43 protein-coding genes are annotated in these 24,990 nt (G+C 43.2%); 6 read left to right on the top strand and 37 right to left on the bottom strand.

What is annotated here, in order from left to right; translation table 11 throughout:
• Positions 1-309: 309 nt before the first annotated feature.
• A complete protein-coding gene (locus AABS66_RS20770) occupies positions 310-855 on the top strand; it encodes a gamma carbonic anhydrase family protein (protein WP_206086934.1) in 546 nt (181 codons plus the stop codon).
• Here the strand turns inward: AABS66_RS20770 and AABS66_RS20775 are convergent.
• Genes AABS66_RS20775 through dprA form a run of 5 tightly spaced genes read right to left on the bottom strand, consistent with a single transcriptional unit; the run spans position 831 to position 4,151 of the window.
• Positions 831-1,091 carry a DUF1488 domain-containing protein gene (locus AABS66_RS20775; protein WP_272539979.1) on the bottom strand — a complete coding sequence of 87 codons (261 nt, stop codon included), beginning with the start codon at positions 1,089-1,091 and terminating at the stop codon, positions 831-833. The two genes, AABS66_RS20770 and AABS66_RS20775, sit on opposite strands and share 25 nt — an antisense overlap.
• Positions 1,063-1,905, bottom strand: a complete 843-nt coding sequence (gene aroE / locus AABS66_RS20780) for a shikimate dehydrogenase (protein WP_206086932.1) — start codon at positions 1,903-1,905, stop codon at positions 1,063-1,065. Before aroE ends, AABS66_RS20775 begins: the two co-directional genes overlap by 29 nt.
• A 5-nt stretch (positions 1,906-1,910) precedes the next feature.
• Entirely contained in the window at positions 1,911-2,480 is a 570-nt protein-coding gene (gene tsaC, locus AABS66_RS20785; RefSeq protein WP_430225428.1) for an L-threonylcarbamoyladenylate synthase type 1 TsaC, read from the bottom strand.
• Between the two features lie 12 nt (positions 2,481-2,492).
• Complete coding sequence (locus AABS66_RS20790; protein WP_206086930.1) at positions 2,493-3,032, bottom strand: DNA topoisomerase family protein; 540 nt, start codon at positions 3,030-3,032, stop codon at positions 2,493-2,495.
• Positions 3,033-3,059: 27 nt separating this feature from the next.
• Positions 3,060-4,151 carry a DNA-processing protein DprA gene (gene dprA, locus AABS66_RS20795; RefSeq protein WP_430225429.1) on the bottom strand — a complete coding sequence of 364 codons (1,092 nt, stop codon included), beginning with the start codon at positions 4,149-4,151 and terminating at the stop codon, positions 3,060-3,062.
• A 132-nt stretch (positions 4,152-4,283) separates the two neighbouring features.
• Between dprA and def the strand changes: the two genes are divergently transcribed.
• The 5 genes from def to mscL all read left to right on the top strand — a co-directional run bounded on the left by def (position 4,284) and on the right by mscL (position 9,062).
• The gene (def, locus tag AABS66_RS20800) at positions 4,284-4,805 is read left to right on the top strand and encodes a peptide deformylase (RefSeq protein WP_206086928.1); all 522 of its coding nucleotides are present in this window, start codon (positions 4,284-4,286) and stop codon (positions 4,803-4,805) included.
• 28 nt (positions 4,806-4,833) lie between these two features.
• Positions 4,834-5,781, top strand: coding sequence for a methionyl-tRNA formyltransferase (fmt, locus tag AABS66_RS20805; RefSeq protein ID WP_206086927.1), 948 nt, complete (start codon positions 4,834-4,836; stop codon positions 5,779-5,781).
• A gap of 67 nt (positions 5,782-5,848) precedes the next feature.
• On the top strand, positions 5,849-7,135 hold the full coding sequence (rsmB, locus tag AABS66_RS20810) for a 16S rRNA (cytosine(967)-C(5))-methyltransferase RsmB (RefSeq protein WP_272574433.1): 1,287 nt from the start codon (positions 5,849-5,851) through the stop codon (positions 7,133-7,135).
• Positions 7,136-7,168: 33 nt separating this feature from the next.
• Positions 7,169-8,545 (top strand): Trk system potassium transporter TrkA, encoded by a 1,377-nt coding sequence (gene trkA, locus AABS66_RS20815; protein ID WP_206086925.1) that lies wholly within the window; start codon positions 7,169-7,171, stop codon positions 8,543-8,545.
• Between the two features lie 106 nt (positions 8,546-8,651).
• A complete protein-coding gene (gene mscL / locus AABS66_RS20820) occupies positions 8,652-9,062 on the top strand; it encodes a large-conductance mechanosensitive channel protein MscL (protein ID WP_206086924.1) in 411 nt (136 codons plus the stop codon).
• Here mscL and AABS66_RS20825 read toward each other — a convergent pair whose 3' ends face one another.
• The 32 genes from AABS66_RS20825 to bfd all read right to left on the bottom strand — a co-directional run bounded on the left by AABS66_RS20825 (position 9,063) and on the right by bfd (position 24,678).
• A complete protein-coding gene (locus AABS66_RS20825; RefSeq protein WP_047756676.1) occupies positions 9,063-9,263 on the bottom strand; it encodes an alternative ribosome-rescue factor A in 201 nt (66 codons plus the stop codon).
• Positions 9,264-9,294: 31 nt separating this feature from the next.
• On the bottom strand, positions 9,295-9,711 hold the full coding sequence (gene zntR / locus AABS66_RS20830; protein ID WP_272516391.1) for a Zn(2+)-responsive transcriptional regulator: 417 nt from the start codon (positions 9,709-9,711) through the stop codon (positions 9,295-9,297).
• Positions 9,712-9,846: 135 nt separating this feature from the next.
• Entirely contained in the window at positions 9,847-10,233 is a 387-nt protein-coding gene (gene rplQ / locus AABS66_RS20835) for a 50S ribosomal protein L17 (RefSeq protein ID WP_014657271.1), read from the bottom strand.
• A gap of 37 nt (positions 10,234-10,270) precedes the next feature.
• On the bottom strand, positions 10,271-11,260 hold the full coding sequence (locus AABS66_RS20840; RefSeq protein ID WP_206086923.1) for a DNA-directed RNA polymerase subunit alpha: 990 nt from the start codon (positions 11,258-11,260) through the stop codon (positions 10,271-10,273).
• 25 nt (positions 11,261-11,285) lie between these two features.
• Positions 11,286-11,906, bottom strand: coding sequence for a 30S ribosomal protein S4 (gene rpsD, locus AABS66_RS20845; protein WP_004265487.1), 621 nt, complete (start codon positions 11,904-11,906; stop codon positions 11,286-11,288).
• Between the two features lie 37 nt (positions 11,907-11,943).
• The gene (gene rpsK, locus AABS66_RS20850) at positions 11,944-12,333 is read right to left on the bottom strand and encodes a 30S ribosomal protein S11 (protein WP_004388621.1); all 390 of its coding nucleotides are present in this window, start codon (positions 12,331-12,333) and stop codon (positions 11,944-11,946) included.
• A 16-nt stretch (positions 12,334-12,349) separates the two neighbouring features.
• Entirely contained in the window at positions 12,350-12,706 is a 357-nt protein-coding gene (gene rpsM / locus AABS66_RS20855; protein WP_004907144.1) for a 30S ribosomal protein S13, read from the bottom strand.
• A 145-nt stretch (positions 12,707-12,851) separates the two neighbouring features.
• Entirely contained in the window at positions 12,852-12,968 is a 117-nt protein-coding gene (rpmJ, locus tag AABS66_RS20860) for a 50S ribosomal protein L36 (protein ID WP_206086922.1), read from the bottom strand.
• 45 nt (positions 12,969-13,013) lie between these two features.
• Entirely contained in the window at positions 13,014-14,339 is a 1,326-nt protein-coding gene (gene secY / locus AABS66_RS20865; RefSeq protein ID WP_206086921.1) for a preprotein translocase subunit SecY, read from the bottom strand.
• A 7-nt stretch (positions 14,340-14,346) separates the two neighbouring features.
• Positions 14,347-14,781 (bottom strand): 50S ribosomal protein L15, encoded by a 435-nt coding sequence (gene rplO / locus AABS66_RS20870; RefSeq protein WP_206086920.1) that lies wholly within the window; start codon positions 14,779-14,781, stop codon positions 14,347-14,349.
• A 3-nt stretch (positions 14,782-14,784) separates the two neighbouring features.
• A complete protein-coding gene (rpmD, locus tag AABS66_RS20875; protein WP_004265475.1) occupies positions 14,785-14,964 on the bottom strand; it encodes a 50S ribosomal protein L30 in 180 nt (59 codons plus the stop codon).
• A 6-nt stretch (positions 14,965-14,970) separates the two neighbouring features.
• A complete protein-coding gene (rpsE, locus tag AABS66_RS20880; RefSeq protein WP_006657022.1) occupies positions 14,971-15,471 on the bottom strand; it encodes a 30S ribosomal protein S5 in 501 nt (166 codons plus the stop codon).
• 14 nt (positions 15,472-15,485) lie between these two features.
• Complete coding sequence (rplR, locus tag AABS66_RS20885; protein WP_006657021.1) at positions 15,486-15,839, bottom strand: 50S ribosomal protein L18; 354 nt, start codon at positions 15,837-15,839, stop codon at positions 15,486-15,488.
• Between the two features lie 9 nt (positions 15,840-15,848).
• The gene (gene rplF, locus AABS66_RS20890) at positions 15,849-16,382 is read right to left on the bottom strand and encodes a 50S ribosomal protein L6 (RefSeq protein WP_206086919.1); all 534 of its coding nucleotides are present in this window, start codon (positions 16,380-16,382) and stop codon (positions 15,849-15,851) included.
• Between the two features lie 14 nt (positions 16,383-16,396).
• Positions 16,397-16,789: a 30S ribosomal protein S8 gene (gene rpsH / locus AABS66_RS20895; RefSeq protein ID WP_004907134.1), complete on the bottom strand. Its 393-nt coding sequence runs from the start codon at positions 16,787-16,789 to the stop codon at positions 16,397-16,399.
• 29 nt (positions 16,790-16,818) lie between these two features.
• Complete coding sequence (gene rpsN / locus AABS66_RS20900) at positions 16,819-17,124, bottom strand: 30S ribosomal protein S14 (RefSeq protein ID WP_004265458.1); 306 nt, start codon at positions 17,122-17,124, stop codon at positions 16,819-16,821.
• A gap of 12 nt (positions 17,125-17,136) precedes the next feature.
• Positions 17,137-17,676, bottom strand: coding sequence for a 50S ribosomal protein L5 (gene rplE / locus AABS66_RS20905; RefSeq protein WP_206086918.1), 540 nt, complete (start codon positions 17,674-17,676; stop codon positions 17,137-17,139).
• Between the two features lie 15 nt (positions 17,677-17,691).
• Entirely contained in the window at positions 17,692-18,006 is a 315-nt protein-coding gene (gene rplX, locus AABS66_RS20910; RefSeq protein ID WP_047756683.1) for a 50S ribosomal protein L24, read from the bottom strand.
• A 10-nt stretch (positions 18,007-18,016) separates the two neighbouring features.
• The gene (gene rplN, locus AABS66_RS20915) at positions 18,017-18,388 is read right to left on the bottom strand and encodes a 50S ribosomal protein L14 (RefSeq protein WP_004265449.1); all 372 of its coding nucleotides are present in this window, start codon (positions 18,386-18,388) and stop codon (positions 18,017-18,019) included.
• A gap of 176 nt (positions 18,389-18,564) precedes the next feature.
• On the bottom strand, positions 18,565-18,819 hold the full coding sequence (rpsQ, locus tag AABS66_RS20920; RefSeq protein WP_042847566.1) for a 30S ribosomal protein S17: 255 nt from the start codon (positions 18,817-18,819) through the stop codon (positions 18,565-18,567).
• The gene (gene rpmC, locus AABS66_RS20925) at positions 18,819-19,010 is read right to left on the bottom strand and encodes a 50S ribosomal protein L29 (RefSeq protein WP_206086917.1); all 192 of its coding nucleotides are present in this window, start codon (positions 19,008-19,010) and stop codon (positions 18,819-18,821) included. The genes rpsQ and rpmC overlap by 1 nt, the downstream gene beginning before the upstream one ends.
• A complete protein-coding gene (rplP, locus tag AABS66_RS20930; RefSeq protein WP_004265436.1) occupies positions 19,010-19,420 on the bottom strand; it encodes a 50S ribosomal protein L16 in 411 nt (136 codons plus the stop codon). Before rplP ends, rpmC begins: the two co-directional genes overlap by 1 nt.
• Before the next feature lie 12 nt (positions 19,421-19,432).
• Entirely contained in the window at positions 19,433-20,134 is a 702-nt protein-coding gene (rpsC, locus tag AABS66_RS20935) for a 30S ribosomal protein S3 (protein WP_004907131.1), read from the bottom strand.
• Between the two features lie 17 nt (positions 20,135-20,151).
• On the bottom strand, positions 20,152-20,484 hold the full coding sequence (gene rplV / locus AABS66_RS20940; RefSeq protein WP_206086916.1) for a 50S ribosomal protein L22: 333 nt from the start codon (positions 20,482-20,484) through the stop codon (positions 20,152-20,154).
• Between the two features lie 15 nt (positions 20,485-20,499).
• Positions 20,500-20,778 carry a 30S ribosomal protein S19 gene (gene rpsS / locus AABS66_RS20945; RefSeq protein ID WP_004265426.1) on the bottom strand — a complete coding sequence of 93 codons (279 nt, stop codon included), beginning with the start codon at positions 20,776-20,778 and terminating at the stop codon, positions 20,500-20,502.
• Between the two features lie 14 nt (positions 20,779-20,792).
• A complete protein-coding gene (rplB, locus tag AABS66_RS20950) occupies positions 20,793-21,617 on the bottom strand; it encodes a 50S ribosomal protein L2 (RefSeq protein ID WP_206086915.1) in 825 nt (274 codons plus the stop codon).
• A gap of 19 nt (positions 21,618-21,636) precedes the next feature.
• Positions 21,637-21,939 (bottom strand): 50S ribosomal protein L23, encoded by a 303-nt coding sequence (gene rplW / locus AABS66_RS20955; RefSeq protein WP_206086914.1) that lies wholly within the window; start codon positions 21,937-21,939, stop codon positions 21,637-21,639.
• Complete coding sequence (rplD, locus tag AABS66_RS20960; protein ID WP_206086913.1) at positions 21,936-22,541, bottom strand: 50S ribosomal protein L4; 606 nt, start codon at positions 22,539-22,541, stop codon at positions 21,936-21,938. The genes rplW and rplD overlap by 4 nt, the downstream gene beginning before the upstream one ends.
• Positions 22,542-22,557: 16 nt before the next feature.
• Complete coding sequence (gene rplC, locus AABS66_RS20965) at positions 22,558-23,187, bottom strand: 50S ribosomal protein L3 (RefSeq protein ID WP_206086912.1); 630 nt, start codon at positions 23,185-23,187, stop codon at positions 22,558-22,560.
• Between the two features lie 32 nt (positions 23,188-23,219).
• Complete coding sequence (gene rpsJ / locus AABS66_RS20970; protein ID WP_001181005.1) at positions 23,220-23,531, bottom strand: 30S ribosomal protein S10; 312 nt, start codon at positions 23,529-23,531, stop codon at positions 23,220-23,222.
• Between the two features lie 346 nt (positions 23,532-23,877).
• Positions 23,878-24,351, bottom strand: coding sequence for a bacterioferritin (gene bfr / locus AABS66_RS20975; RefSeq protein ID WP_206086911.1), 474 nt, complete (start codon positions 24,349-24,351; stop codon positions 23,878-23,880).
• A 126-nt stretch (positions 24,352-24,477) separates the two neighbouring features.
• Positions 24,478-24,678 (bottom strand): bacterioferritin-associated ferredoxin, encoded by a 201-nt coding sequence (bfd, locus tag AABS66_RS20980; protein ID WP_206086910.1) that lies wholly within the window; start codon positions 24,676-24,678, stop codon positions 24,478-24,480.
• Positions 24,679-24,990 lie beyond the last annotated feature (312 nt).

Raw genomic sequence — 24,990 nt, forward strand, 5'->3', positions numbered from 1 at the left:
CCGTGTTATCACTTACTTTCTCAAGTTTGGCTTAAGGCTTTTATTTTCTAACCTCACCACCGAAGCGGTTTGCCGTGACAACGGATGCGCATTATAGGGAGGTGGCAGAATTACACAACCTTTTTTTTAAAAAAAAACACTGTTTGAGGATAAAATCACCACCTTGCCTTTTTTAGCCTCACAATGGTTATAAAAAGAGCAATTTTTCACCTATAATTCTTACTTTGACGTACTTATTTAGTACATTAACTCATAATAAGTTAACAAGTTACTTATCATTCTTTCTTTTTCATTTTTATGGCTATTGATATGAATAAACCTTTACGATCTTACTTGGGCATCTATCCTTCACTTGAACCTCGAGTTTTTATCGATCCATCTTCAGTGGTTATTGGTGATGTACGATTAGCTAAAGATGTTAGTATTTGGCCTCTTTCCGTTTTACGTGGAGATGTTAACTACATTGCTATTGGTGCTCGTACGAATATTCAAGATGGCTCCGTATTACATGTGACACATAAATCCGCCAGCAATCCAGAGGGAAACCCACTAATCATTGGTGAAGATGTCACTGTTGGGCACAAAGTTATGCTTCATGGTTGCACTATTGGTAATCGAGTATTAGTCGGAATGGGTTCAATCGTAATTGATGGGGCTATAATAGAAGATGATGTCGTGATTGGTGCGAATAGTCTAGTTACTCAAGGTAAGCGTTTGGAATCTGGCTATTTATATATGGGCAGCCCAGCAAAAGCCATCAGGAAACTGACTGATGCTGAACTCGCGCATTTACGTTATTCCGCCAATAATTATGTTGAATGGAAAAATAATTATTTATCTTCTGATAATACGTAAATTCCATTTTCATCATCGAAGCCTTGTGCGATCAAGGCTTCGAACTCTTCTTCTACATCCCATCGATTTTGTTGAAAAAGTACTAATGCCGTTTCTTCTTCACCATATCGTTGAAATAAAAGAGCTTGCGAAATAGTGCATTCCGCAAGTAGACCGCTAATTAACACAGGGAAACGCACCACCCCAGATGATTCATCCCATTCTTCCCTATCGGGGAATTGGATCAATTGATTCACCTTTTAATTCCTTATATAAAGCAGACAAAACAGGTGTAATTTCTGGTTGAACACCATGCCATAATTTGAACGAAAATGCGGCTTGCCCAACTAACATCCCAAGTCCATCAGCAATTTTTGTCACCTGATGTTGACGCGCAAACTCAAGGAAAGGTGTTAATGTTGCTTGATAAAACATGTCATAACAAGCAATTTTCTTTGTAAAAACAATTGGGTTAATCGCAGGGATCTCTCCACTAACACCTGATGACGTCGCATTTATAACCAGATCAAAATCTGCTGAGCCGATCTGTTCGAGCGCTTTTCCTCGGATCTTGCCTAATGAGGAGAACTCATTAACTAACGTTTCTACTTTAGAAAACGTTCTATTTGTCAGTGTGATATCACAACCAAACTCTAAAAGCGGTAATAATGCACCTCGTGTTGCTCCACCAGCACCGATGATGAGTACTCGACTATTTGGCTGCACAAATTCTAAACGTTGTAAGTCTAACAGTAACCCCATCCCATCTGTGTTATCACCAAGCAGTCGGTTATCATCAAGCTTCATCACCGTATTGACCGCACCACAAATTTGAGCACGCTCAGTCAACTCAGAAACAACTAAAAAAGCTCGTTCCTTAAATGGCAAGGTGATGTTTGCGCCTTTTCCACCTTGTGAAAAAAAAACGCCCAAACTTTCTTCAAAGTTTTCTATCGGTGCTAAAATTTTTTCATACTCAAGAGTAATCCCCGTTTGTTCTGCAAACATCTTATGTATAAACGGTGATTTACTGTGCTGAATCGGATTTCCAAAGACTGCAAACATTTCCATTAATATTATCCTTTACGATACAATTCGCCTGTCTTGGCATCCCTGATTTCAGATGGGTTCTGGCGGCCACCAACATTTCCATCAAGCACAGGCACCCTGTCATTAAACTGTGCAATAACCTCTTCAGTGGTTCTGCATGGCTCAAACCCGCTTAAATTGGCACTTGTTGATACCAATGGCTTACCATAATGACGACAAAGTTTTTTGACAAGTGCATGGTCGGTAACTCTCACGGCTAGTGTATCAAACCGCCCTGTTAACCATTTAGGTGTTGTCGCTTTAGCTGGAATAACCCATGTCACAGGCCCTGGCCATGTCGCGAACATCGCTTGTTTTTGCTCTTCCGTTAATTGTGCATCATCGATGTAATCTCTTAATTGCTCATAAGTATCAGCTATGAGAATCAATCCTTTTTCCCAAGGACGCTGTTTAAGGTCTAAAAGCTGATGAACTGCCGTCTCGCTATCAGGGTCACAACCTAAACCAAAAACAGCTTCAGTTGGATAGGCGATCACTTTTTCTTGTTTTAACGAAACAATAATACTTTCAATTGCAGGTGTAGATTCATTTGACATAGTTTTAACTCATTATTCTTCTTGTTGCTTACCGCAGCGTTTGCTGGCACAAAATAATCTTACTCCCAGTCCCCCCCTTTTTTCCATCAATAATGGATATTCACAAAACATACATTTACCAACAGTAGGCTTATTATTAAGAATAAACTGACAGTTAGGGTAGTTATCACAGGCATAAAAAGTCTTCCCAAAACGGGATTTTCTTTGGAGTAAATTGCCTTTTTGGCATTGTGGGCAAGGAACTTTTGTTTCATCTGGTTTATCTATGAGCTCAATATGCTCACATTCAGGGTAATGACTACAACCAATGAACATACCAAACCGACCTTGTTTCAATACCAGGTCATGCCCACACTGAGGACAAAGCTGCCCATCTAACACCTTGATAACATGACTTTCAATACTTGGCCTCAATGGGCGCATATAGTGACATTCTGGATAACTAGAGCATCCAAGAAAAGGCCCATGGCTACTATTACGGATCACCAGCAAAGAATTACACTCTGGGCAATATTCGTTTTTATCTGTATCAAAAGGCAATTGTTTCGACATTTTTTTCTCTTACTTTTAATCAATCAATTAACTTAGTCTGATATATCCACCAGAGCAGGAGCGAATCACACCATTAATTTCCATTTCTGTTAATATTGAAACAACTTGAGTAATCGGCATCTGAACTTGAGTCGCAATAGTATCCACTGGTGTAACTTGGTAGCCCACCACATCAAAAATTTTATTTTCAACCAAACTAAGCTTGGGAAGCGTGTCATTGTTCTTATAAGCATCGATGGGAAGCTCAGATTGGGCCCAATTTAGCCCATCCCTTAAATGCTGTAAAATATCCTCAGCATCCACTAATAAATAAGCGCCTTGTTGCAATAACCAGAGGTTACCACCAAATGCAGGATTGCCAAGAGGTGCAGGAAGCGTAAAAAGGTCACGATTTTGCTCAATAGCATAACGCGCTGTAATTAAGGAGCCACTTTTCATACCAGCTTCTATGACGACTACCACTTTACTTAACCCGCTAATAATTCGATTTCGTCTTGGAAACTGTTTGGGTAATGGTGGAGTATCTGGCCAGTATTCCGATACGAGAGCCCCATTTTCTTTTATTTGTTCAGCAAGCGCGTCATGTTGTTTCGGATAAATATTTTCCAAGCCACTACCCAAAACGGCAATAGTCACGCCATTGTTATCAAGTGCAGCCTTATGGCTTATCCCATCAATGCCTAACGCAAGTCCGCTGGTAATCGCCATCCCATATTGAACAAAATCCTTAACAAACTCCGTCGACCACTTTCTACCATAGTCACTCGCTTGCCGACTTCCAACTAAAGCGATTTGTTGCGTTGCAAGTATTTCTTTTTTTCCTACCACAAAAAGCAAAAGTGGCGGGTGATGGATCTGTTTTAATAAAAAAGGATAAAGAGGGTCTATAAAAGTAATCATTTGATTACTTTTATGCATTAACCATTGTTGTACTTTTTCCAATCGGTGCTTTGGCACATTAAGGAATTGTAGCCTTTGTATTTCGTTTAAACCACAGTGTTGCAAAGCCCTATTACTGATTTTACTAAGTTGTTTTAGCTCATTAATAATGCCTACTGCATGAATGGGTAATAACCGACTTACCAGAGACATTCTTAACCATATTTCTTGGAGGTTCATTTCGTCATCCTGACTGATTAGTAGATATGTTCCTCAGTGAACAAATCATAACCAATACTGTCAATATGCCCGAGAAATGTCTAGAATAAGCATTAATTCCCATTCACTTTTTGGAAACCGCTCGAAAAATTTATGTCAGTCTTAAACGTATTACATTATCCAGACGAGCGCTTACGCACAATTGCTAAGCCAGTCGAAAAAGTTGATGCGCAAATTCAACGCATTGTAGATGATATGTTCGATACCATGTACGAGGAAGAAGGTATTGGGCTCGCTGCTACGCAAGTCGATATCCACCAGCGGATCATTGTTATTGATGTGTCTGAAACACGTGACCAACGTTTAGTGATTATCAATCCTGAATTATTAGATAAATCAGGTGAAACGGGTATCGAAGAAGGATGTCTTTCTATTCCTGAGCAGCAAGGGTTTGTTCCTCGAGCAGAGCAAGTCAAAATCCGTGCATTAGATTATAATGGCGAGCTTTTTGAACTCGAAGCTGATGGTTTATTGGCTATTTGTATCCAACATGAAATGGATCACCTTGTTGGTAAGCTGTTTGTTGATTACTTATCGCCGTTAAAACGCCAACGTATTCGCCAGAAAGTTGAAAAGCTCGATAGGCTTAGAGCGAAAGAGGCAAAAAATAGCTAGTTTAGTGAATAAAAACAGGGAAATTAACGTGTCAGAACCATTAAAAATTATCTTTGCAGGAACGCCTGATTTTGCAGCAAAACATTTAGCTGCTCTTCTTGGAACCCAGCACCAAATCGTTGGCGTTCTTACTCGCCATGATAAACCTGCAGGTAGAGGTAAAAAACTAACGCCGAGCCCTGTAAAAGTTTTAGCGCAGGAACATGACATCCCTGTTTTTCAACCCATATCTCTAAGAGGCGCTGAAAATCAACAGTGGCTCAAAGACAGAAATGCAGATCTCATGATAGTTGTCGCATATGGTTTGATTTTACCCCAAGCTGTTTTAGACATTCCTCGCTTAGGCTGTTTGAATGTACATGGTTCCTTATTGCCTCGTTGGCGTGGAGCGGCACCGATTCAACGCTCAATTTGGGCTGGGGACGCTGAAACAGGGGTGACGATTATGCAGATGGATGCGGGACTAGATACGGGCGACATGCTGTATAAAGCTGTCTGCCCCATCACGCCGAACGACACCAGTGCAACCCTGTATGAAAAACTCGCTATCACTGGGCCGGAAGCTTTAATTCATACGGTTAATATGTTATCTACGGGCCAATGTACACCAGAAAAGCAAAATGATGCTCTTGCCAATTACGCAGAAAAACTCTCTAAAGAAGAAGCTCGTATTGATTGGCAACAAGATGCGACTCATATTGAACGTTGTATCCGTGCATTTAATCCATGGCCGATGAGCTATTTTATGGTTCAGGAACAACTGATTAAGGTTTGGCAAGCTGAAGTGATTGAAGATTTACAAGGTAAGCAACCTGGCACAATCATTCGTGCGGATAAAAATGGGATATGCATTGCTACGGGGAATGGCGTATTAAATATCACCCAATTACAACCACCTGGCAAAAAAGCCATGAGTGCGCAGGACATACTAAACTCCCGCCGTGAATGGTTTACCCCAGAGCAAATTCTCGATTAACGAATCTGTAAACTGCCTGAAATATCAGGCAGTTTTATTTTAGTAACTAAAAGACCCATCTTCACTTATGAAAAACACATACAATTTGCGTAGTCTCGCTGCGACTGCAATTAACCAAGTTATCGATAATGGGCAATCATTAAGTACTGTTTTGCCTGATTTGCAACGTAATATCAACGATAAAGATAGAGCATTATTACAAGAGATTTGCTTTGGTGTTCTACGTTATTTACCTAAGCTTGAATGGTTTATTAGCCAATTAATGGAAAAACCGCTCACGGGTAAACAGAGAACCTTGCACTATCTAATTATGGTCGGTATCTATCAGCTACTCTACACACGTATACCAGCACATGCAGCATTAGCTGAAACCGTAAATGGTGCCGTCGCACTCAAACGCCCTCAACTAAAAGGCTTAATCAATGGTGTCTTACGTTCTTTTCAACGCCAACAGGTTCAATTAGAAGAACGGATCGCGAATAACAATAGCCAATACCTTCACCCGAGTTGGTTACTCAAGCGTTTACAAGTTGCTTATCCTAATGATTGGCAAACTATTGTTGAAGCAAATAATCAGCGCCCACCTATGTGGCTAAGAGTCAACTCCCAACATCATACTGCTGAGCAATATCTTGGTCTGTTAGAACAAGCAGAAATAACGGCACACTTGCACTCAACTCATCCCAGTGCTATCCGCTTAGAGGAACCTACCGCAGTCACAAAATTACCAGGCTTCGATGAGGGTTGGTCAACAGTACAAGATGTTTCTGCTCAAGGCTGTGCAGAACGACTTGAACCACAAAATGGTGAAAATATTTTAGATTTATGTGCGGCACCAGGTGGCAAAACAACACATATTTTAGAGCTCGCACCAAAAGCTAATGTACTTGCAGTTGATATTGATGAAACCCGTCTAAAACGAGTAAAAGATAATTTAATTCGTCTTAAGCAACACGCTACTGTCGTGCAAGGAGACGGTACACAGCCCGAAAAATGGGCTGATGGGCAGCAATTTGATCGGATTTTACTTGATGCACCTTGTTCGGCGACTGGAGTTATCCGTCGCCACCCTGATATAAAATGGCTACGTCGTGACTCCGATATCAATGAACTGGCAGAATTACAGGCTAAAATCTTAGAGGCTGTTTGGCCTTATCTAAAAGCAGGTGGTACTTTATTGTATGCGACCTGTTCTGTCATGCCTGAAGAAAACTGTCAGCAAATACAACGGTTCCTTACTAAACATTCCGATGCACATCTAAATGATGGGACAGAGGCAGGACTGCAAATATTGCCAAGTGCTGAAGGTGGTGATGGCTTCTTTTATGCACGTATAATAAAACAAGCACAATAATAAGTCATGAGTTACCTAATATAGGAATATGCAATGAAAATCATTATTCTAGGCGCTGGGCAAGTCGGTGGCACACTTGCTGAAAATTTAGTTGATGAGAACAATGATATTACAGTCGTTGATACCGATGGCGATCGTCTGCGCCAGCTGCAAGATCAATTCGATCTACGTGTTGTCAATGGTCATGGCTCCCATCCACGCGTGCTTCGTGACGCAGGGGCTGAAGATGCTGATATGTTAGTCGCGGTCACTAACTCTGACGAAACAAATATGATTGCTTGCCAAATTGCATATAGCCTATTTAATACGCCGAATAAAATTGCACGGATCAGAGCCACCGAATATATCCGTGAGGCAGATAAGCTTTTTCTTCCTGAGCAGATCCCAATTGACTACCTGATATCACCTGAGCAACTGGTTATCGACTATATCTATAAACTGATTCAATATCCTGGTGCTCTTCAGGTTGTTAATTTTGCGGAAGGGAAAGTCAGTATTGTTGCTGTAAAAGCTTATTATGGTGGTTCACTGGTAGGGAATGCTTTATCTAGCTTACGTGAACATATGCCACATATAGATACGCGAGTTGTTGCGATATTTCGGCAAGATCGCCCTATTCGTCCTCAAGGCTCAACGGTTATTGAAGCAGGTGATGAAGTCTTCTTTGTCGCTTCAACACAACATATTCGCGCAGTAATGAGTGAGCTACAAAGGCTGGAAAAACCCTATAAGCGCTTAATGATTGTGGGTGGAGGAAATGTTGGTGCAGGTCTAGCTCGGCGTTTAGAAAAAGATTATAGCGTTAAGCTTATCGAGCGAAACCAGCAACGCGCGACTGAATTAGCACAACTGCTACATGATACCATCGTATTTTATGGTGATGCATCTGACCAAGAGCTACTCACTGAAGAACATATTGAGCAAATGGATGTGTTTATCGCCCTCACAAATGATGATGAAGCTAATATTATGTCTGCAATGTTAGCGAAAAAAATGGGGGCCAAAAAAGCAATGGTGCTTATCCAGCGTTCAGCCTACGTTGAGCTTGTTCAGGGGGGAGTGATTGATATTGCCGTCTCTCCTCAGCAAGCCACGATCTCTGCTTTATTAAGCCATGTAAGAAAAGCCGATATTGTTAGTGTTTCTTCTTTAAGAAGAGGTGTCGCTGAAGCCATTGAAGCTATTGCACACGGTGATGAAAATACCTCAAAAGTGGTCGGTAAAAAAATATCTGAAATTAAACTTCCTCCAGGAACAATTATTGGCGCAATAGTTCGAGAAGAGGAAGTTATTATAGCTAGCGATTATCATATTATTGAACAAGGTGACCATGTCATTATGTTTATTACAGATAAAAAATACGTTCCTGACGTAGAGAAATTATTCCAGCCAAGCCCGTTCTTTTTATAAAATAATAAAAAGAGCGTAAATATTTGCAGCTTAATAAATCTAGCGACTATAATTTGTTAACCTAACACACTTTGTTTCAATTGAGTTATTTATTAAGGGGTCGTCGATGAGTTTTTTAAAAGATTTTCGCGAATTTGCCATGAAAGGCAATGTAGTAGATATGGCTGTCGGTATTATTATTGGTGCTGCATTTGGTAAGATTGTTTCTTCATTAGTTGCTGATGTCATCATGCCCCCATTAGGCCTACTCATTGGTGGGGTAGACTTTAAATCATTTAGTGTTGTACTAAAAGAAGCACAAGGTGATTTGCCAGCTGTTGTACTTAATTATGGGATGTTTATACAAACTGTATTTGACTTTGTTATTGTAGCTTTTGCGATCTTTATGGCAATTAAAGTAATGAATAAAGTTCGTCGTGAAAAAGAAGCTGCACCAGCTGAACCAACGCCGCCCTCCACTGAAGAAGTTTTATTATCAGAAATTCGTGATTTATTGAAAGAGCAGAATAAAAAATAACTAAAAAGCCAGTGGTAATAAGTAAATAAACCTATTACCACTGGCCTCCCAGTTATTTGCCTTATTATTTTTTCCTTTTCTTGTATAACTTCCTTTTCCTTTTTTATTTTTTTCTACTCGTTGACGAAATAATGGGTCATGAAGTAATGCTTCAATTGCATTATCTTTTATCTCACCACGTTTGTGCTGATATTTACTCATAATATACCTTCTTTAGTTTCAGTTAATAACCTTAATAAACCTTAGATGCACCCCGCTCTAGAATCTCCATAATAGAACAGTATGTTGACGCATGTTCCTCACCACAGCATGCAGAACTCAACATCTTCAGTGAATCACGCATGATAATAAGCTCTTGAATCTTTTTTTCAACTTCCAGTAATCTGATATCGACAATATGTTTAGACTCCTGGCAAGTATGGTGTTCTGGATCAACACGAATAGACAACAGCTCTGATATTGCTTCTAAAGTAAAACCTAATTGCTTTGCATAACGGATAAAACGCAATCTCTGAAGGTCTTGTTCTGTAAATAAACGATAACCACCTTCGGTACGTACTTTGTGCCCCATTAGCCCTTGTTTCTCATAGAAGCGAACTGTATCGGGAGTCACATCGGCTAACTTGGCAATTTCACCTATCTTATACATACTCATAATGCTTTACCTGTAAATAAGGATTGATAGTAGAAAATTCAAGGGAAGAACAAATCATTCGAAGGGTAAGAATAGCAGGTACAAAAAAACCGGGCAAATATACCCGGTTTTCTTGAAAGCTACTGTAGATTACTCTGCAGCTGCTTCTTGAGACTCAACAGCACGGTCAACAAGCTCGATGTAAGCCATCGGAGCGTTGTCGCCTGTACGGAAGCCACACTTAAGAATACGAGTGTAACCACCAGCACGAGCTGCGAAACGAGGTCCCAGTTCATTAAATAATTTTGCAACGATCTCGTTATCACGAGTACGTGCGAATGCCAGACGACGATTAGCTACGCTGTCGGTCTTGGCAAGAGTAATCAGCGGCTCAACGACGCGACGCAGTTCTTTCGCTTTAGGCAGAGTCGTCTTGATGATCTCATGACGAACTAAAGAACCAGCCATGTTACGGAACATAGCTTGGCGGTGGCTGCTGTTGCGGTTCAATTGACGACCACTCTTACGATGGCGCATGACCTTATCCTTCTCAGTAAAACCTTAACCTGTGATCTTAATCATCAGCAATACTTGCTGGTGGCCAATTTTCTAAGCGCATGCCCAGAGAAAGACCACGAGATGCCAAGACGTCCTTAATTTCAGTAAGAGATTTCTTACCAAGGTTAGGCGTTTTAAGCAACTCAACTTCTGTACGCTGTACCAGATCACCGATGTAGTGGATAGCTTCTGCTTTAAGGCAGTTAGCAGAGCGGACAGTCAATTCCAGATCGTCAACTGGGCGCAATAAGATAGGATCGAATTCTGGTTTTTCTTCTTTAACTTCTGGTTGACGTACATCACGTAAATCAACAAAAGCTTCAAGCTGTTCAGCCAGAATGGTCGCTGCACGGCGAATCGCCTCTTCAGGATCGATTGTACCATTAGTTTCCATTTCGATAACTAACTTATCCAAGTCAGTACGTTGCTCAACACGAGCTGCTTCAACATTGTAGGCAATACGCTCTACAGGGCTGTAGCAAGCATCGACTAACAAACGACCAATTGGGCGCTCATCTTCTTCCGAATGAACTCGGGCAGAAGCCGGCACATAACCACGACCACGCTGAACTTTAATACGCATATTAATTGATGCGTTTTCGTCAGTCAGGTGGCAGATGATATGCTGTGGCTTGACGATTTCGACATCACCATCATGGATGATATCGGCTGCAGTCACAGGGCCAATGCCAGATTTATTCAAGGTTAAAATAACTTCATCTTTCCCCTGAACTTTTACCGCCAGCCCTTTCAGGTTGAGGAGAATCTCCAGGATATCTTCCTGTACACCTTCTTTGGTGCTGTACTCATGCAGTACACCATCAATCTCAACCTCTGTCACCGCACAACCCGGCATAGACGAAAGCAGAATACGGCGCAGTGCGTTACCTAGAGTATGGCCAAAGCCACGCTCTAAAGGCTCAAGGGTCACCTTAGCGTGCGTCGAACTCACTTGCTCGATATCTACCAGGCGCGGTTTTAGAAACTCTGTCACAGAACCCTGCATTGTGTCCTCTCTTTGGTGCTAAGCTTTACTTGGAGTAAAGCTCGACGATCAGGTGTTCGTTAATGTCCGCAGACAAGTCAGTACGTTCAGGAATACGTTTGAACACACCTTCCATTTTAGCAGCATCAACTTCCAGCCAAGTTGGCTTCTCACGCTGTTCAGCCAGCTCTAAAGCAGCCTTAATACGAGACTGTTTTTTAGCTTTCTCACGAACGCTGATAACGTCATTCGGGGAAACCTGATAAGAAGCGATATTAACAACACGACCATTTACCATGATAGCTTTATGGCTAACCATTTGACGTGCTTCTGCGCGAGTTGCGCCAAAGCCCATACGATAAACGACGTTATCAAGACGACCTTCCAGCAGAGTCAGCAGGTTTTCACCTGTGTTGCCTTTTAGACGTGTTGCTTCTTTGTAATAGTTACGGAATTGACGTTCCAGAACACCGTAGATACGACGAACTTTTTGTTTTTCACGTAACTGAACACCGTAGTCAGACAGACGCGGTTTACGCGCTCCGTGCTGGCCTGGTGCCTGTTCTAATTTACACTTGGTGTCAATCGCGCGAACACCAGACTTCAGAAAGAGGTCTGTTCCTTCGCGACGGCTCAGCTTGAGCTTAGGACCCAAATATCTAGCCATTTTCTTTCTCCAACAGTCCTAAAAAAAACGAAACGTATTAAACGCGACGTTTTTTCGGTGGGCGACAACCGTTATGAGGGATAGGAGTCACATCAGTAATATTAGTGATGCGGAAACCAGCGGCGTTCAGAGCACGAATTGTTGATTCGCGACCCGGACCCGGTCCCTTAACCATAACTTCCAGGTTTTTGATTCCGTATTCTTTCACAGCTTCTGCGCAACGCTCTGCCGCAACCTGAGCTGCGAACGGAGTGGATTTGCGAGAACCACGGAAACCGGAACCACCGGCAGTTGCCCAACCTAATGCGTTACCCTGACGGTCAGTAATTGTAACGATTGTGTTGTTGAAAGAAGCATGGATATGAGCCACACCGTCTGAGACTTGTTTTCTTACACGCTTACGTGCACGAACTGGTGCCTTTGCCATTATTCAATACCCCGACTTATTTCTTGATCGGCTTACGCGGACCCTTGCGGGTACGAGCGTTAGTCTTAGTACGCTGTCCGCGCACAGGAAGACCACGACGATGACGTAAACCACGGTAACATCCAAGGTCCATCAGACGCTTGATGCTCAGGGTAATTTCACGACGTAGGTCACCTTCTACCACATACTTGGCAACTTCGTCACGCAGCTTGTCGATTTGTTCTTCAGACAGCTCACTGATCTTAACATTTTCAGCAATACCAGTTGCTTCACAGATAGCCTGTGAACGTGTTTTGCCGATTCCGAAAATCGATGTTAAAGCGATTACGGTATGTTTATGATCAGGAATGTTAATGCCTGCTATACGGGCCACTATGCACTCCTAAGTTAAAATATACATTACTGTGCTGAAAAGCCCGTTTTCAGGATACTCAAACAATAATGTATCTTAGATAAAAAAGATTGGCTGGCTAATTTAGCCAGCTCAACCCAACTTTGCAAGAAAAAAATGCTTTTTCTTAACCTTGACGTTGTTTATGTCTTGGTTCAACACTGCAAATTACACGAACGCTACCATGGCGACGGATAACTTTACAGTTACGGCATAATTTCTTGACGGAAGCACGAACTTTCATTTTTACTCTCCGTAACTTCTAGCAAACCATAACCACACTAAGTGATTATTTACCTTTAAGGTTTGCTTTCTTCAATGCAGACTCATACTGACTTGACATCATCAGAGTTTGCACTTGAGCCATAAAGTCCATGATAACGACAACCACAATTAAGAGGGAAGTACCACCAAAGTAGAAAGGTACTTTCATTGCGTCACGCATGAACTCCGGGATTAGGCAGATAAAGGTAATGTATAACGCACCAACTAATGTCAGGCGAGTCATTACCTTATCAATGTACTTGGCCGTTTGCTCTCCCGGACGAATTCCTGGTACAAATGCACCGGACTTCTTCAGGTTATCTGCTGTTTCTCTCGGGTTGAAAACCAACGCCGTATAGAAGAAACAGAAGAAGATGATCGCAGAAGCATAAAGCAACACATATAACGGTTGACCAGGCTGTAAGTACATAGAAATTGTAGTCAGCCAGTCCCAGCCAGTTCCATCACCAAACCAAGATGCTATTGTACCCGGGAATAGTATGATACTGGAAGCAAAAATTGCAGGAATTACACCCGCCATATTCACTTTTAACGGTAAATGTGTACTTTGTGCTGCATAAACACGGCGTCCTTGCTGACGTTTAGCGTAATTAACGACAATACGACGTTGACCACGTTCCATAAACACAACAAAGAAAGTTACCGCGAATACTAACACCGCAACCAACAGCAACAGGAGGAAGTGCAGATCGCCTTGCCGAGCTTGCTCGATGGTATGGCCAATGGCCGGCGGTAATCCCGCAACGATACCAGCGAAGATAATGATTGAAATACCGTTACCGATACCTCTTTCAGTTATCTGTTCGCCTAACCACATAAGGAACATGGTTCCTGTGACTAAGCTAACAACTGCCGTAAAGTAGAACGGAAGGCCTGGATCAATCACTAATCCTTGCATCCCTGGCATATTCGGTAGACCCATTGCAATACCAATAGATTGGAATATTGCTAATACCAGAGTACCCCAACGAGTATATTGGCTTATCTTCCGACGACCTGCTTCTCCTTCCTTCTTAATCTCTGCTAATCGTGGATTAACCACTGATAATAATTGGACAATGATCGATGCCGAAATATACGGCATGATACCCAAAGCAAAGATAGAAGCACGGCTAAGAGCACCACCAGAGAACATGTTAAACATTTCAATGATGGTGCCTTGTTGCTGTTCGAGCAATTTGGCAAGCACAGTGGCATCAATACCAGGGATTGGAATAAAAGAACCAATTCGGAATACAATTAGCGCACCAATTACAAACAAAAGTCTGCGTTTAAGTTCGCCAGCTCCACCTTTGGCACTTTGAAAATCTAATCCTGGTTGTTTAGCCATCTGTCACTTATTCCTCAATTTTACCGCCGGCAGCTTCGATTGCAGCGCGAGCACCTTTAGTAACACGAAGGCCACGTACAGTAACTGCACGGTTCACTTCGCCAGACAGAATAACTTTCGCAAATTCAATCTGGATGCCAACAACGTTCGCGGCTTTCAGTGCGTTCAGATCAATAACATCGCCTTCAACAGCTGCAAAATCAGACAGACGAATCTCTGCAGTGATCATTGCTTTGCGTGAAGTAAAGCCGAATTTCGGCAAACGACGGTATAAAGGCATCTGGCCACCTTCGAAACCACGGCGTACGCCACCGCCAGAACGAGATTTCTGACCTTTGTGACCACGTCCGCCAGTTTTACCCAGACCAGAACCGATACCACGACCTACGCGTTTAGGCGCGTGCTTGGCACCTTCAGCCGGAGACAGAGTATTTAAACGCATCTCTTACTCCTCAACTTTAACCATGTAGGAAACCAAGTTGACCATACCACGAACGGCAGGAGTATCCTCACGTTCTACTGTATGACCAATGCGACGCAGACCTAAACCGACCAGTGTTGCCTTATGCTTAGGCAGACGACCGATTGAACTGCGAACTTGTGTAATTTTAATAGTCTTAGCCATGGCTGATTACCCCAGAATTTCTTCGACGGATTTTCCACGCTTAGCTGCGACCATTTCTGGAGACTTCATGCTGTCTAAAGCATCCAGTGTTGCACGAACCACGTTGATTGGGTTTGTGGAACCGTAGGTTTTAGCCAGTACGTTGCGAACTCCAGCTACTTCTAACACTGCACGCATTGCACCACCGGCAATAATACCAGTACCTTCGTGAGCAGGTTGCATAAACACGCGGGAACCGGTGTGTGTACCTTTCACTGGGTGGAATAATGTGCCGTTGTTAAGAGCAACGGTTTTCATACTGCGACGGGCTTTTTCCATCGCTTTCTGGATTGCTGCCGGAACTTCGCGCGCTTTGCCGTAGCCAAAACCAACGCGACCGTTACCATCACCAACTACAGTCAGTGCGGTAAAGCTGAAAATACGGCCACCTTTAACGGTTTTTGCTACGCGGTTTACCGCGATCAGCTTTTCCTGCAGTTCGCCAGCTTGTTTTTCGATGTGAGACATCTTACACCTCTACCTTAGAACTGAAGGCCAGCTTCACGGGCAGCATCTGCCAGTGCCTGGACTCTACCATGATATTGGAAACCAGAACGGTCAAAAGCAACAACAGTGATGCCTTTTTCCAGTGCGCGTTCAGCAACTAATTTACCAACTGCTGCTGCTGCGTCTTTGTTTCCAGTAAACTTAACTTGTTCATTGATAGCTTTTTCTGTAGTAGAAGCTGCAACCAATGTTTCAGAACCGTTTGGTGCGATAACCTGCGCATAAATATGGCGTGGAGTACGATGTACCACCAGGCGAGTCGCACCCAATTCTTGGATCTTACGGCGTGCGCGGGTCGCACGACGGATACGAGCTGCTTTCTTATCCATAGTGTTACCTTACTTCTTCTTAGCCTCTTTGGTACGCACGATTTCATCGGCGTAACGAACACCTTTACCTTTGTAAGGCTCAGGACGACGGTAAGCACGCAGTTCTGCTGCAACTTGACCAATCACTTGCTTATCCGCACCTTTCAGTACGATTTCAGTTTGTGTTGGACATTCAGCAGTAATGCCTGCTGGCAGTGCGTGTTCAACCGGATGCGAGAAACCTAAAGACAAGCTAACAGCATTGCCTTTGATTGCTGCACGGTAACCAACACCAACCAGTTGAAGCTTTTTAGTGAAGCCATCGGTAACACCAACAACCATTGCATTGCACAGTGAACGAGTAGTACCCGCTTGTGCCCACGCATCTTCAAAACCATCACGTGGTCCGAAAGTTAAATGGCCATCTTCATGTTTAACTTCAACTGCATTATGGATAGTACGAGTAAGCTCGCCGTTTTTACCCTTAATCGAAATAACCTGACCGTTGAGTTTTACCTCTACGCCGGCAGGAATGACGACGGGTGCTTTTGCCACACGAGACATTCTTTCCTCCCGAATTAAGCTACGTAGCAGAGAATCTCGCCACCAAGACCAGCTTGGCGAGCTGCACGATCAGTCATGACACCTTTAGAGGTAGAAACAACAGCGATACCTAAACCAGCCATAACTTGTGGCAGCTCATCTTTTTTCTTATAGATGCGCAGACTTGGGCGGCTTACACGCTGAATGCTTTCTACAACAGCCTTACCTTGGAAATAACGTAAAGTCAGTTCCAATTCTGGCTTGATGTCGCCTTCAATTTTAAAATCTTCAATATAACCTTCTTCCTTCAGCACTTTGGCAATCGCCACTTTCAGCTTGGAGGAAGGCATGGTGACCGCAACTTTGTTCGCGGCCTGACCGTTACGGATACGGGTCAGCATATCCGCGATGGGATCTTGCATGCTCATCTGTCTTTACTCCCGTGATTCAAATGGAATTACCAACTTGCCTTTTTAAGGCCCGGGATTTCACCGCGCATAGCGGCTTCACGGACTTTAATACGGCTCAGACCAAACTTCCGCAGGAAACCGTGCGGACGCCCTGTTTGACGGCAGCGGTTACGCTGACGAGAAGGACTTGAATCACGTGGCAGTGTTTGCAGCTTGAGAACAGCGTCCCAGCGATCTTCATCAGATGCTTTAACATCAGAGATGATAGCTTTCAATTCAACGCGTTTTGCGAAGAACTTCTCAGCTAATTTAGCACGTTTAACATCACGCGCTTTCATAGATTTCTTAGCCATGAGTACCCTGCCTTACTTGCGGAACGGGAAGTTGAACGCTGCTAACAGTGCGCGACCTTCGTCATCTGATTTCGCAGTAGTGGTGATAGTAATATCTAAACCACGTACACGATCCACTTTATCGTAATCGATTTCAGGGAAGATGATTTGTTCACGAACACCCATGCTGTAGTTACCGCGACCATCGAAAGACTTAGCGGACAAGCCACGGAAGTCACGAATACGTGGTACAGCAATAGAAATCAGACGCTCAAGGAACTCCCACATGCGTTCACCACGCAGGGTTACTTTACAGCCGATTGGATAGCCCTGACGGATTTTGAAGCCTGCAACAGATTTGCGTGCTTTGGTGATCAATGGTTTTTGACCAGAGATAGCTGTTAAATCAGCTGCTGCGTTATCCAGCAGTTTTTTATCAGCAATCGCTTCACCAACACCCATATTCAGGGTGATCTTCTCGACCCGAGGGACTTGCATGACAGAAGAGTAACTAAACTCAGTCATGAGTTTATTAACAACTTCGTCTTTATAGTAATCATGCAGTTTCGCCATCGTATACTCCAAAAATTACTTGATAGTTTCACTGTTAGATTTGAAGAAACGGACTTTTTTGCCGTCTTCGAATCTAAAGCCTACACGGTCTGCCTTACCAGTTGCCGCGTTAAAGATTGCAACGTTAGAAACTTGAATAGCCGTTTCTTTTTCAACGATGCCACCTGGTTGATTCAGAGCCGGAACTGGCTTCTGATGTTTTTTAACCAGATTGATACCTTCAACGATAACTTTACCAGAAGAAAGAACCTGTTTTACTTTACCGCGCTTACCTTTGTCTTTACCAGTTAGCACGATAACTTCGTCATCACGACGGATTTTCGCTGCCATAGTTCGCTCCTTAGAGTACTTCAGGTGCCAGAGAGATAATTTTCATAAACTTCTCATTACGAAGTTCACGAGTTACCGGCCCAAAAATACGCGTACCGATTACTTGCTCGCTGTTATTGTTTAATAACACACAAGCATTACCATCGAAGCGAATGACAGAACCGTCAGGGCGACGTACACCCTTCTTGGTGCGCACCACTACCGCTTTCAGGACATCACCCTTTTTAACTTTACCGCGTGGAATTGCTTCTTTAACAGTAATTTTAATGATGTCGCCTACATGTGCATAGCGACGGTGCGAGCCACCTAGAACCTTGATACACATTACGCGACGTGCACCGGAGTTGTCGGCCACGTTCAGCATAGTCTGTTCTTGGATCATTTTAGTGCTCCGCTAAATGTCAACTACTACTGAGCCACCTCATTATGAAGAGGCCGTTCAAATATACCCATACTACGAGGGCGCGGCATTATAACACCACATCAACGCGATGGACAGAAAAAAATAAACGGCTCAGTCAAAAAGAGCCGTTTATTCATCACGAAAAATCTATTCTATTACAGAACAGCTTTTTCTACAACGCGAACTAAGGCCCAAGACTTAGTCTTAGACAGTGGACGAGTTTCGCGGATTTCTACCACGTCACCAATTCCACATTCATTGTTCTCGTCATGTACGTGCAATTTAGTCGTACGACGGATGAATTTACCATACAGAGGGTGTTTCACCATACGCTCGATAGCAACAACAATAGATTTCTCCATTTTATCGCTAACTACACGACCTTGCAGAGTACGGATTTTATCGCTCATTACGCACCTGCCTTCTCAGTCAGTAAAGTCTTCACACGTGCGATATCGCGACGCACTTGTTTCAACAGATGAGACTGTTGCAGCTGACCGCTTGCAGCTTGCATACGTAAATTAAATTGTTCACGCAGCAGATTCAGCAGTTCAGCATTCAGCTCTTCAACGCTTTTTACGCGCAGCTCTTGTGCTTTCATTACATCACCGTCTTAGTTACAAAGGTGGTTTTGATAGGCAGTTTCGCTGCTGCCAGAGAGAATGCCTCACGAGCCAGCTCTTCAGGCACACCGTCCATTTCGTACAGGACTTTTCCAGGCTGGATTAAGGCAACCCAATATTCTACGTTACCTTTACCTTTACCCATACGAACTTCGAGTGGTTTCTCAGTGATTGGTTTGTCTGGGAACACACGGATCCAGATTTTACCTTGACGCTTAATAGCACGGGTCATAGCACGACGTGCCGCTTCGATCTGACGTGCAGTCAGACGACCACGGCCAACAGCTTTAAGACCGAAAGTGCCGAAGCTAACATCCGTACCTTGCGCTAGACCACGGTTGCGGCCCTTGTGCACCTTACGGAATTTTGTACGCTTTGGTTGTAACATCAGCGACTCTCCTTACTTGCGGCCTTTACGCTGCTGCTTTTTAGGTTGAGCAGCTGGTTTCTCAGCTTGTTCAACAGCAGCCATACCACCCAGAATCTCACCTTTGAAGATCCATACCTTAACGCCGAGAACACCATATGTAGTGTGCGCTTCTGAAGTGTTGTAATCGATATCAGCACGTAATGTGTGCAGTGGCACACGGCCTTCACGATACCACTCGGTACGAGCGATTTCAGCACCGCCTAAACGGCCACTGACTTCAACTTTGATACCTTTAGCGCCCAGACGCATTGCGTTCTGTACTGCACGCTTCATAGCACGACGGAACATAACACGACGTTCCAGCTGTGAAGAGATGCTGTCAGCAACTAATTTTGCGTCTAGTTCTGGTTTACGAACTTCGGCGATATTGATTTGCGCAGGAACACCAGCAATATCCGCTACTGTTTTACGCAGTTTTTCAACGTCTTCACCTTTCTTACCGATAACGATACCTGGGCGAGCAGTGTGAATAGTCACACGGATGCTTTTCGCAGGACGTTCGATAACGATGCGAGAGATTGACGCTTTTGCCAGTTCTTTATTCAAGTACTGACGTACTTTAAAATCGCTGTCTAGGTTGTCAGCGAATTCATTAGTATTCGCATACCAAGTAGAGTTCCAAGGTTTGACAATACCCAGGCGAATACCATTAGGATGTACTTTCTGACCCATTGCTAGTCTCCAGAGTCTCAGCGATCGGACACAACCACAGTAATGTGGCTGGTGCGCTTAAGAATACGATCTGCACGGCCTTTCGCACGCGGCATGATGCGTTTCATAGTTGGACCATCGTCTACGAAAATTTTCGCAACTTTCAGGTCATCAATGTCAGCGCCATCGTTTTGCTCTGCGTTAGCAATTGCAGATTCAAGTACTTTCTTCACTAAACCAGCAGCTTTCTTGTTGGTGTAGGTCAGAATTTCCAGAGCTTGCGACACTTTCTTACCGCGAATCAGGTCGGCGACTAAGCGAACCTTCTGGGCAGAAGAACGAGCGTGGCGATGTATAGCTAAAGTTTCCATCTCTTCCTCCTATCCTTAACGTTTCTTAGCTTTCTTATCTGCCGCATGGCCGCGATAAGTGCGAGTCGGTGCGAATTCACCCAGTTTGTGACCAACCATTTCGTCGGTTACGAAAACTGGAACATGCTGACGACCATTATGGACAGCGATGGTCAATCCGATCATATTAGGAAAGATCGTTGAACGACGGGACCAAGTCTTGAGAGGCTTCTTGTCTCCGCTTTCCACCGCTTTCTCTACCTTCTTCAGCAAGTGCAGGTCAATGAAAGGACCTTTCTTGAGAGAACGTGGCATGGCTTATCCTCTAATTATTTTTTAGAACGATGACGTACGATGAATTGATCAGTACGCTTGTTGCTACGAGTTTTCTTACCTTTGGTCTGAACGCCCCATGGTGTTACTGGGTGTTTACCAAAGTTACGGCCTTCACCACCACCATGTGGATGGTCTACTGGGTTCATCGCAGTACCGCGAACGGTAGGACGAATACCACGCCAGCGGCTAGCACCAGCTTTACCGAGAACACGTAACATATGTTCAGCGTTACCAACTTCACCTAAGGTTGCACGGCAATCTGCTAATACTTTACGCATTTCACCAGAACGCAGACGTAATGTTACATAAGCACCATCACGAGCAACGATTTGAGCGTAAGTACCTGCTGAACGCGCTAACTGACCACCTTTACCTGGTTTCAGTTCAATGTTGTGAACTGTAGAACCAACAGGGATGTTGCGCATTGGCATTGCATTACCAGCTTTGATTGCTGAATCAACACCAGATTGAATCTGGTCGCCAGCTTTCAGGCCTTTTGGTGCAAGAATATAACGACGTTCACCGTCTTTATATAGAACCAGTGCGATGTTCGCAGAACGATTTGGATCATATTCCAAACGCTCAACAACAGCAGGGATACCATCTTTGTTGCGTTTAAAGTCAACTAAACGATAATGCTGCTTATGGCCACCACCGATGTGACGGGTAGTGATACGGCCATTGTTGTTACGACCACCGGATTTGCTGTTTTTTTCTAACAGCGGAGCATAAGGTTTACCCTTATGCAGCTCAGGGTTAACCACTTTAACTACGTGGCGACGGCCCGGAGACGTAGGTTTACATTTAACAACTGCCATTGTTCTTTACTCCTCCGACTTACTCTGCGCCGCTAATGAAGTCCAGATTCTGGCCTTCTTTCAGCGTAACGTAAGCTTTTTTCCAGTCGCTACGACGACCAGTACGCTGACCGTGGCGTTTAGTTTTGCCTTTAACCAGCAAAGTGTTAACACCTTCAACTTCAACTTCAAACAGTTTCTGTACAGCAGCTTTGATTTCTGCTTTAGTTGCATCTTTTGCAACTTTGAGAACGATGGTATTGCTTTTTTCCATCGCTGTAGAAGCTTTTTCAGATACATGCGGCGCGCGCAGTACTTTCAGCAGACGTTCTTCACGGATCATGCCAGCATCTCCTCAACTTGCTTCACAGCATCAGCAGTCATAACCACTTTGTCGAAAGCAATCAGGCTAACTGGGTCGATACCTGCTACATCACGAACGTCAACCTTGTACAGGTTACGTGCTGCTAAGAACAGATTTTCATCTAATTCAGCAGTGATGATCAGAACATCTTGCAGAGCCATATCTTTCAATTTCTGTGCCAGCAACTTAGTTTTAGGTGCTTCAACAGAGAACTGTTCGACAACGATCAGACGATCTTGACGTACCAACTCAGAGAGGATGCTTTTTAAAGCACCACGGTACATCTTTTTATTAACTTTTTGACTGTGGTCCTGTGGTTTAGCTGCGAAGCTAACACCACCAGAGCGCCAGATTGGGCTCTTGATTGAACCAGAACGTGCACGGCCTGTGCCTTTTTGACGCCATGGTTTTTTACCTGAACCAGAAACTTCAGCACGAGTTTTCTGAGCACGAGTACCTTGACGAGCACCAGCTGCATACGCAACAACTACTTGGTGAACAAGCGCTTCATTGAAATCACGCCCGAAGGTAGTTTCGGAAACAGTCAGCGCGCTTTGCGCGTCTTTCATTACCAATTCCATTCCTATCTCCTTGACGTTAAGCCTTGACAGCCGGTTTTACGATCAGGTTGCTACCAGTTGCTCCTGGAACAGCACCTTTGACCAGCAGCAGGTTGCGCTCAGCGTCAACACGTACTACATCTAAGCTTTGAACAGTTACACGTTCATTACCCAGTTGGCCTGCCATTTTCTTGCCTTTGAACACTTTGCCCGGAGTCTGGTTCTGACCGATAGAACCCGGAACACGGTGTGACAAGGAGTTACCGTGAGTAGCATCTTGAGTACGGAAATTCCAGCGTTTAACTGTGCCAGCAAAACCTTTACCTTTAGATGTACCAGTAACGTCGACTTTTTTAACGTCAGCGAAAATTTCAACGCTAATGCTTTGACCTGCAGTAAATTCAGCACCTTCTTCAGTACGGAATTCGCGCAGAATACGGCCAGCTTCAACGCCAGCTTTAGCGAAATGACCTGCTTCAGGTTTAGTTACACGGTTAGCTTTTTTGCTACCAGTAGTAACCTGAATTGCATTGTAACCGTCAGTTTCTGCAGTTTTAACCTGAGTAACGCGGTTATTTTCAATTTCGATAACAGTTACAGGGATAGAAACACCATCTTCAGTGAAGATACGTGTCATTCCCACTTTCTTACCGACTAAACCAATCATTGTTTCAACCTCTCAATCGTTCGACGACCTGATTAACCCAGGCTGATCTGCACGTCAACGCCGGCAGCCAGGTCCAGACGCATCAGAGCATCAACGGTCTTCTCGGTTGGCTCAACGATGTCAACCAGACGTTTGTGAGTGCGAATTTCGTACTGATCACGCGCATCTTTATTAACGTGCGGAGAAATCAGAACGGTAAAACGCTCTTTACGTGTCGGCAGCGGGATAGGACCACGTACCTGCGCACCAGTGCGCTTAGCAGTCTCTACGATTTCCGCAGTTGATTGATCGATTAAACGATGATCAAAAGCTTTAAGGCGGATACGGATTCTTTGGTTCTGCATGAGACCAGAGCTCCAACTATTTTATAAACGTAAATGATTACTCCTCGCACCCATTTCGATTGATGGGGGAGTGTAATCGTCTTAGTGTAACCCCCATATCGGGAGTATTGTCTAAATGAGCAACAAATCGTTGGCTCAATACTGATATTTCAGTCCTAATAAATTAGGGCTTACTCATCAGTAAGCCCGCGCATTATACGTAAATTATTGCGAAACGCAAGCAATCGGGGAAAATATGTGCGAATTTTCTCATGGTCATAACAAAAAAACGCCCAACTCTGATGGATTCAGAAGTTAGGCGCCTATCAAAATCAAAAATCTCACAGAAGATTGAAATCTAAAGTCACTACTCTTCGATCACTTGAGCTTGTAGATAATTTTGAATACCTAAGCGAACAATTAAATCTAACTGTGTTTCTATCCAATCAATATGATTTTCTTCATCCGCTAAAATTTCAATCATCAGATCTCGGCTGACATAATCATGGATAGAATCTGCGTACTTAATTGCCTCTTTTAAGTTTTTTGCGCCATCAAGTTCAAGCTGTAAATCTGACTTAAGCATTTCTTCCACATCCTCACCGATGTTTAACTTACCTAAGTCTTGTAAATTAGGAATACCTTCAAGGAAAAGAATACGCTCTATGTATTTATCGGCATGTTTCATTTCATCGATTGATTCATGATATTCCATCTCATTGAGACGTGTCAGCCCCCAATTTTTAAACATACGTGCATGTAAAAAATATTGGTTAATTGCGACTAGCTCATTGCCCAACAATTTATTAAGGTGGGCTATCATTTTTTTATCGCCTTTCATTTGCACCCTCCATCGCTTCCAGTCTTTTAAGTGTAGTACTGAAATTGATTAGCAGAGTAATTTTTACACAAGCATTTATGTAAAAGGCAATAAAACTAATTGGAAGATAATTTGGAGGGTAAGCGATTATGCAACTTCAATAGCACAAATCTCTTCTAGCTGGATAAGCTCTTGTTGTAAAATCTCTCTTGTTTGCCGAATACACTTTCCACATTCACGACCGACAGGCAATACTTGTCGCAACCCTTTTAATGAGCTGACTTGGTATTTCCTTACCGCATTTCTGATTTGCTTATCTGTAATGGCTTCACAAAGACAAACGTACATATTTTTTAGCCTGTATAAATTATATGCGTATATTTTAAATAAAAATGATTCGCATTTCAATTACCATTACAGATTATTTACACAGGCTTCTACATCTATATTTAATTTAAAAATAGTTCTCATTTCGACTCATATTTATTTACCGACACATAAGTTGCAATTCTGCAATAAGCATAACGAATTAATATCTAATAACTAATTTTTCTAAGAGAAATAATTTCTATGGAGAAGTTAAAACATTGGAGAAGGGATACGCGCAGATATAAAAAAGGCACCAATTAAGGTGCCCTTTTCTAACATTTTGTGATGCTA

Origin of the sequence: Providencia sp. SP181 (genome assembly GCF_050446505.1) — a bacterium.
Classification (GTDB): domain Bacteria; phylum Pseudomonadota; class Gammaproteobacteria; order Enterobacterales; family Enterobacteriaceae; genus Providencia; species Providencia vermicola.

Coding starts and splice junctions, on each gene's coding strand:
- AABS66_RS20770 (WP_206086934.1), top strand. CDS start 310: ATGAATAAACCTTTACGATCTTACTTGGGCATCTATCCTTCACTTGAA.
- aroE (WP_206086932.1), bottom strand. CDS start 1,905: ATGGAAATGTTTGCAGTCTTTGGAAATCCGATTCAGCACAGTAAATCA.
- tsaC (WP_430225428.1), bottom strand. CDS start 2,480: ATGTCAAATGAATCTACACCTGCAATTGAAAGTATTATTGTTTCGTTA.
- AABS66_RS20790 (WP_206086930.1), bottom strand. CDS start 3,032: ATGTCGAAACAATTGCCTTTTGATACAGATAAAAACGAATATTGCCCA.
- dprA (WP_430225429.1), bottom strand. CDS start 4,151: ATGAACCTCCAAGAAATATGGTTAAGAATGTCTCTGGTAAGTCGGTTA.
- def (WP_206086928.1), top strand. CDS start 4,284: ATGTCAGTCTTAAACGTATTACATTATCCAGACGAGCGCTTACGCACA.
- rsmB (WP_272574433.1), top strand. CDS start 5,849: ATGAAAAACACATACAATTTGCGTAGTCTCGCTGCGACTGCAATTAAC.
- trkA (WP_206086925.1), top strand. CDS start 7,169: ATGAAAATCATTATTCTAGGCGCTGGGCAAGTCGGTGGCACACTTGCT.
- mscL (WP_206086924.1), top strand. CDS start 8,652: ATGAGTTTTTTAAAAGATTTTCGCGAATTTGCCATGAAAGGCAATGTA.
- AABS66_RS20825 (WP_047756676.1), bottom strand. CDS start 9,263: ATGAGTAAATATCAGCACAAACGTGGTGAGATAAAAGATAATGCAATT.
- zntR (WP_272516391.1), bottom strand. CDS start 9,711: ATGTATAAGATAGGTGAAATTGCCAAGTTAGCCGATGTGACTCCCGAT.
- rplQ (WP_014657271.1), bottom strand. CDS start 10,233: ATGCGCCATCGTAAGAGTGGTCGTCAATTGAACCGCAACAGCAGCCAC.
- AABS66_RS20840 (WP_206086923.1), bottom strand. CDS start 11,260: ATGCAGGGTTCTGTGACAGAGTTTCTAAAACCGCGCCTGGTAGATATC.
- rpsD (WP_004265487.1), bottom strand. CDS start 11,906: ATGGCTAGATATTTGGGTCCTAAGCTCAAGCTGAGCCGTCGCGAAGGA.
- rpsK (WP_004388621.1), bottom strand. CDS start 12,333: ATGGCAAAGGCACCAGTTCGTGCACGTAAGCGTGTAAGAAAACAAGTC.
- rpmJ (WP_206086922.1), bottom strand. CDS start 12,968: ATGAAAGTTCGTGCTTCCGTCAAGAAATTATGCCGTAACTGTAAAGTT.
- secY (WP_206086921.1), bottom strand. CDS start 14,339: ATGGCTAAACAACCAGGATTAGATTTTCAAAGTGCCAAAGGTGGAGCT.
- rplO (WP_206086920.1), bottom strand. CDS start 14,781: ATGCGTTTAAATACTCTGTCTCCGGCTGAAGGTGCCAAGCACGCGCCT.
- rpmD (WP_004265475.1), bottom strand. CDS start 14,964: ATGGCTAAGACTATTAAAATTACACAAGTTCGCAGTTCAATCGGTCGT.
- rpsE (WP_006657022.1), bottom strand. CDS start 15,471: ATGTCTCACATCGAAAAACAAGCTGGCGAACTGCAGGAAAAGCTGATC.
- rplR (WP_006657021.1), bottom strand. CDS start 15,839: ATGGATAAGAAAGCAGCTCGTATCCGTCGTGCGACCCGCGCACGCCGT.
- rplF (WP_206086919.1), bottom strand. CDS start 16,382: ATGTCTCGTGTGGCAAAAGCACCCGTCGTCATTCCTGCCGGCGTAGAG.
- rpsH (WP_004907134.1), bottom strand. CDS start 16,789: ATGAGCATGCAAGATCCCATCGCGGATATGCTGACCCGTATCCGTAAC.
- rpsN (WP_004265458.1), bottom strand. CDS start 17,124: ATGGCTAAGAAATCTATGAAAGCGCGTGATGTTAAACGTGCTAAATTA.
- rplE (WP_206086918.1), bottom strand. CDS start 17,676: ATGGCGAAACTGCATGATTACTATAAAGACGAAGTTGTTAATAAACTC.
- rplX (WP_047756683.1), bottom strand. CDS start 18,006: ATGGCAGCGAAAATCCGTCGTGATGACGAAGTTATCGTGCTAACTGGT.
- rplN (WP_004265449.1), bottom strand. CDS start 18,388: ATGATCCAAGAACAGACTATGCTGAACGTGGCCGACAACTCCGGTGCA.
- rpsQ (WP_042847566.1), bottom strand. CDS start 18,819: ATGAGCGATAAAATCCGTACTCTGCAAGGTCGTGTAGTTAGCGATAAA.
- rpmC (WP_206086917.1), bottom strand. CDS start 19,010: ATGAAAGCACAAGAGCTGCGCGTAAAAAGCGTTGAAGAGCTGAATGCT.
- rplP (WP_004265436.1), bottom strand. CDS start 19,420: ATGTTACAACCAAAGCGTACAAAATTCCGTAAGGTGCACAAGGGCCGC.
- rpsC (WP_004907131.1), bottom strand. CDS start 20,134: ATGGGTCAGAAAGTACATCCTAATGGTATTCGCCTGGGTATTGTCAAA.
- rplV (WP_206086916.1), bottom strand. CDS start 20,484: ATGGAAACTTTAGCTATACATCGCCACGCTCGTTCTTCTGCCCAGAAG.
- rpsS (WP_004265426.1), bottom strand. CDS start 20,778: ATGCCACGTTCTCTCAAGAAAGGTCCTTTCATTGACCTGCACTTGCTG.
- rplB (WP_206086915.1), bottom strand. CDS start 21,617: ATGGCAGTTGTTAAATGTAAACCTACGTCTCCGGGCCGTCGCCACGTA.
- rplW (WP_206086914.1), bottom strand. CDS start 21,939: ATGATCCGTGAAGAACGTCTGCTGAAAGTACTGCGCGCGCCGCATGTA.
- rplD (WP_206086913.1), bottom strand. CDS start 22,541: ATGGAATTGGTAATGAAAGACGCGCAAAGCGCGCTGACTGTTTCCGAA.
- rplC (WP_206086912.1), bottom strand. CDS start 23,187: ATGATTGGTTTAGTCGGTAAGAAAGTGGGAATGACACGTATCTTCACT.
- rpsJ (WP_001181005.1), bottom strand. CDS start 23,531: ATGCAGAACCAAAGAATCCGTATCCGCCTTAAAGCTTTTGATCATCGT.
- bfr (WP_206086911.1), bottom strand. CDS start 24,351: ATGAAAGGCGATAAAAAAATGATAGCCCACCTTAATAAATTGTTGGGC.
- bfd (WP_206086910.1), bottom strand. CDS start 24,678: ATGTACGTTTGTCTTTGTGAAGCCATTACAGATAAGCAAATCAGAAAT.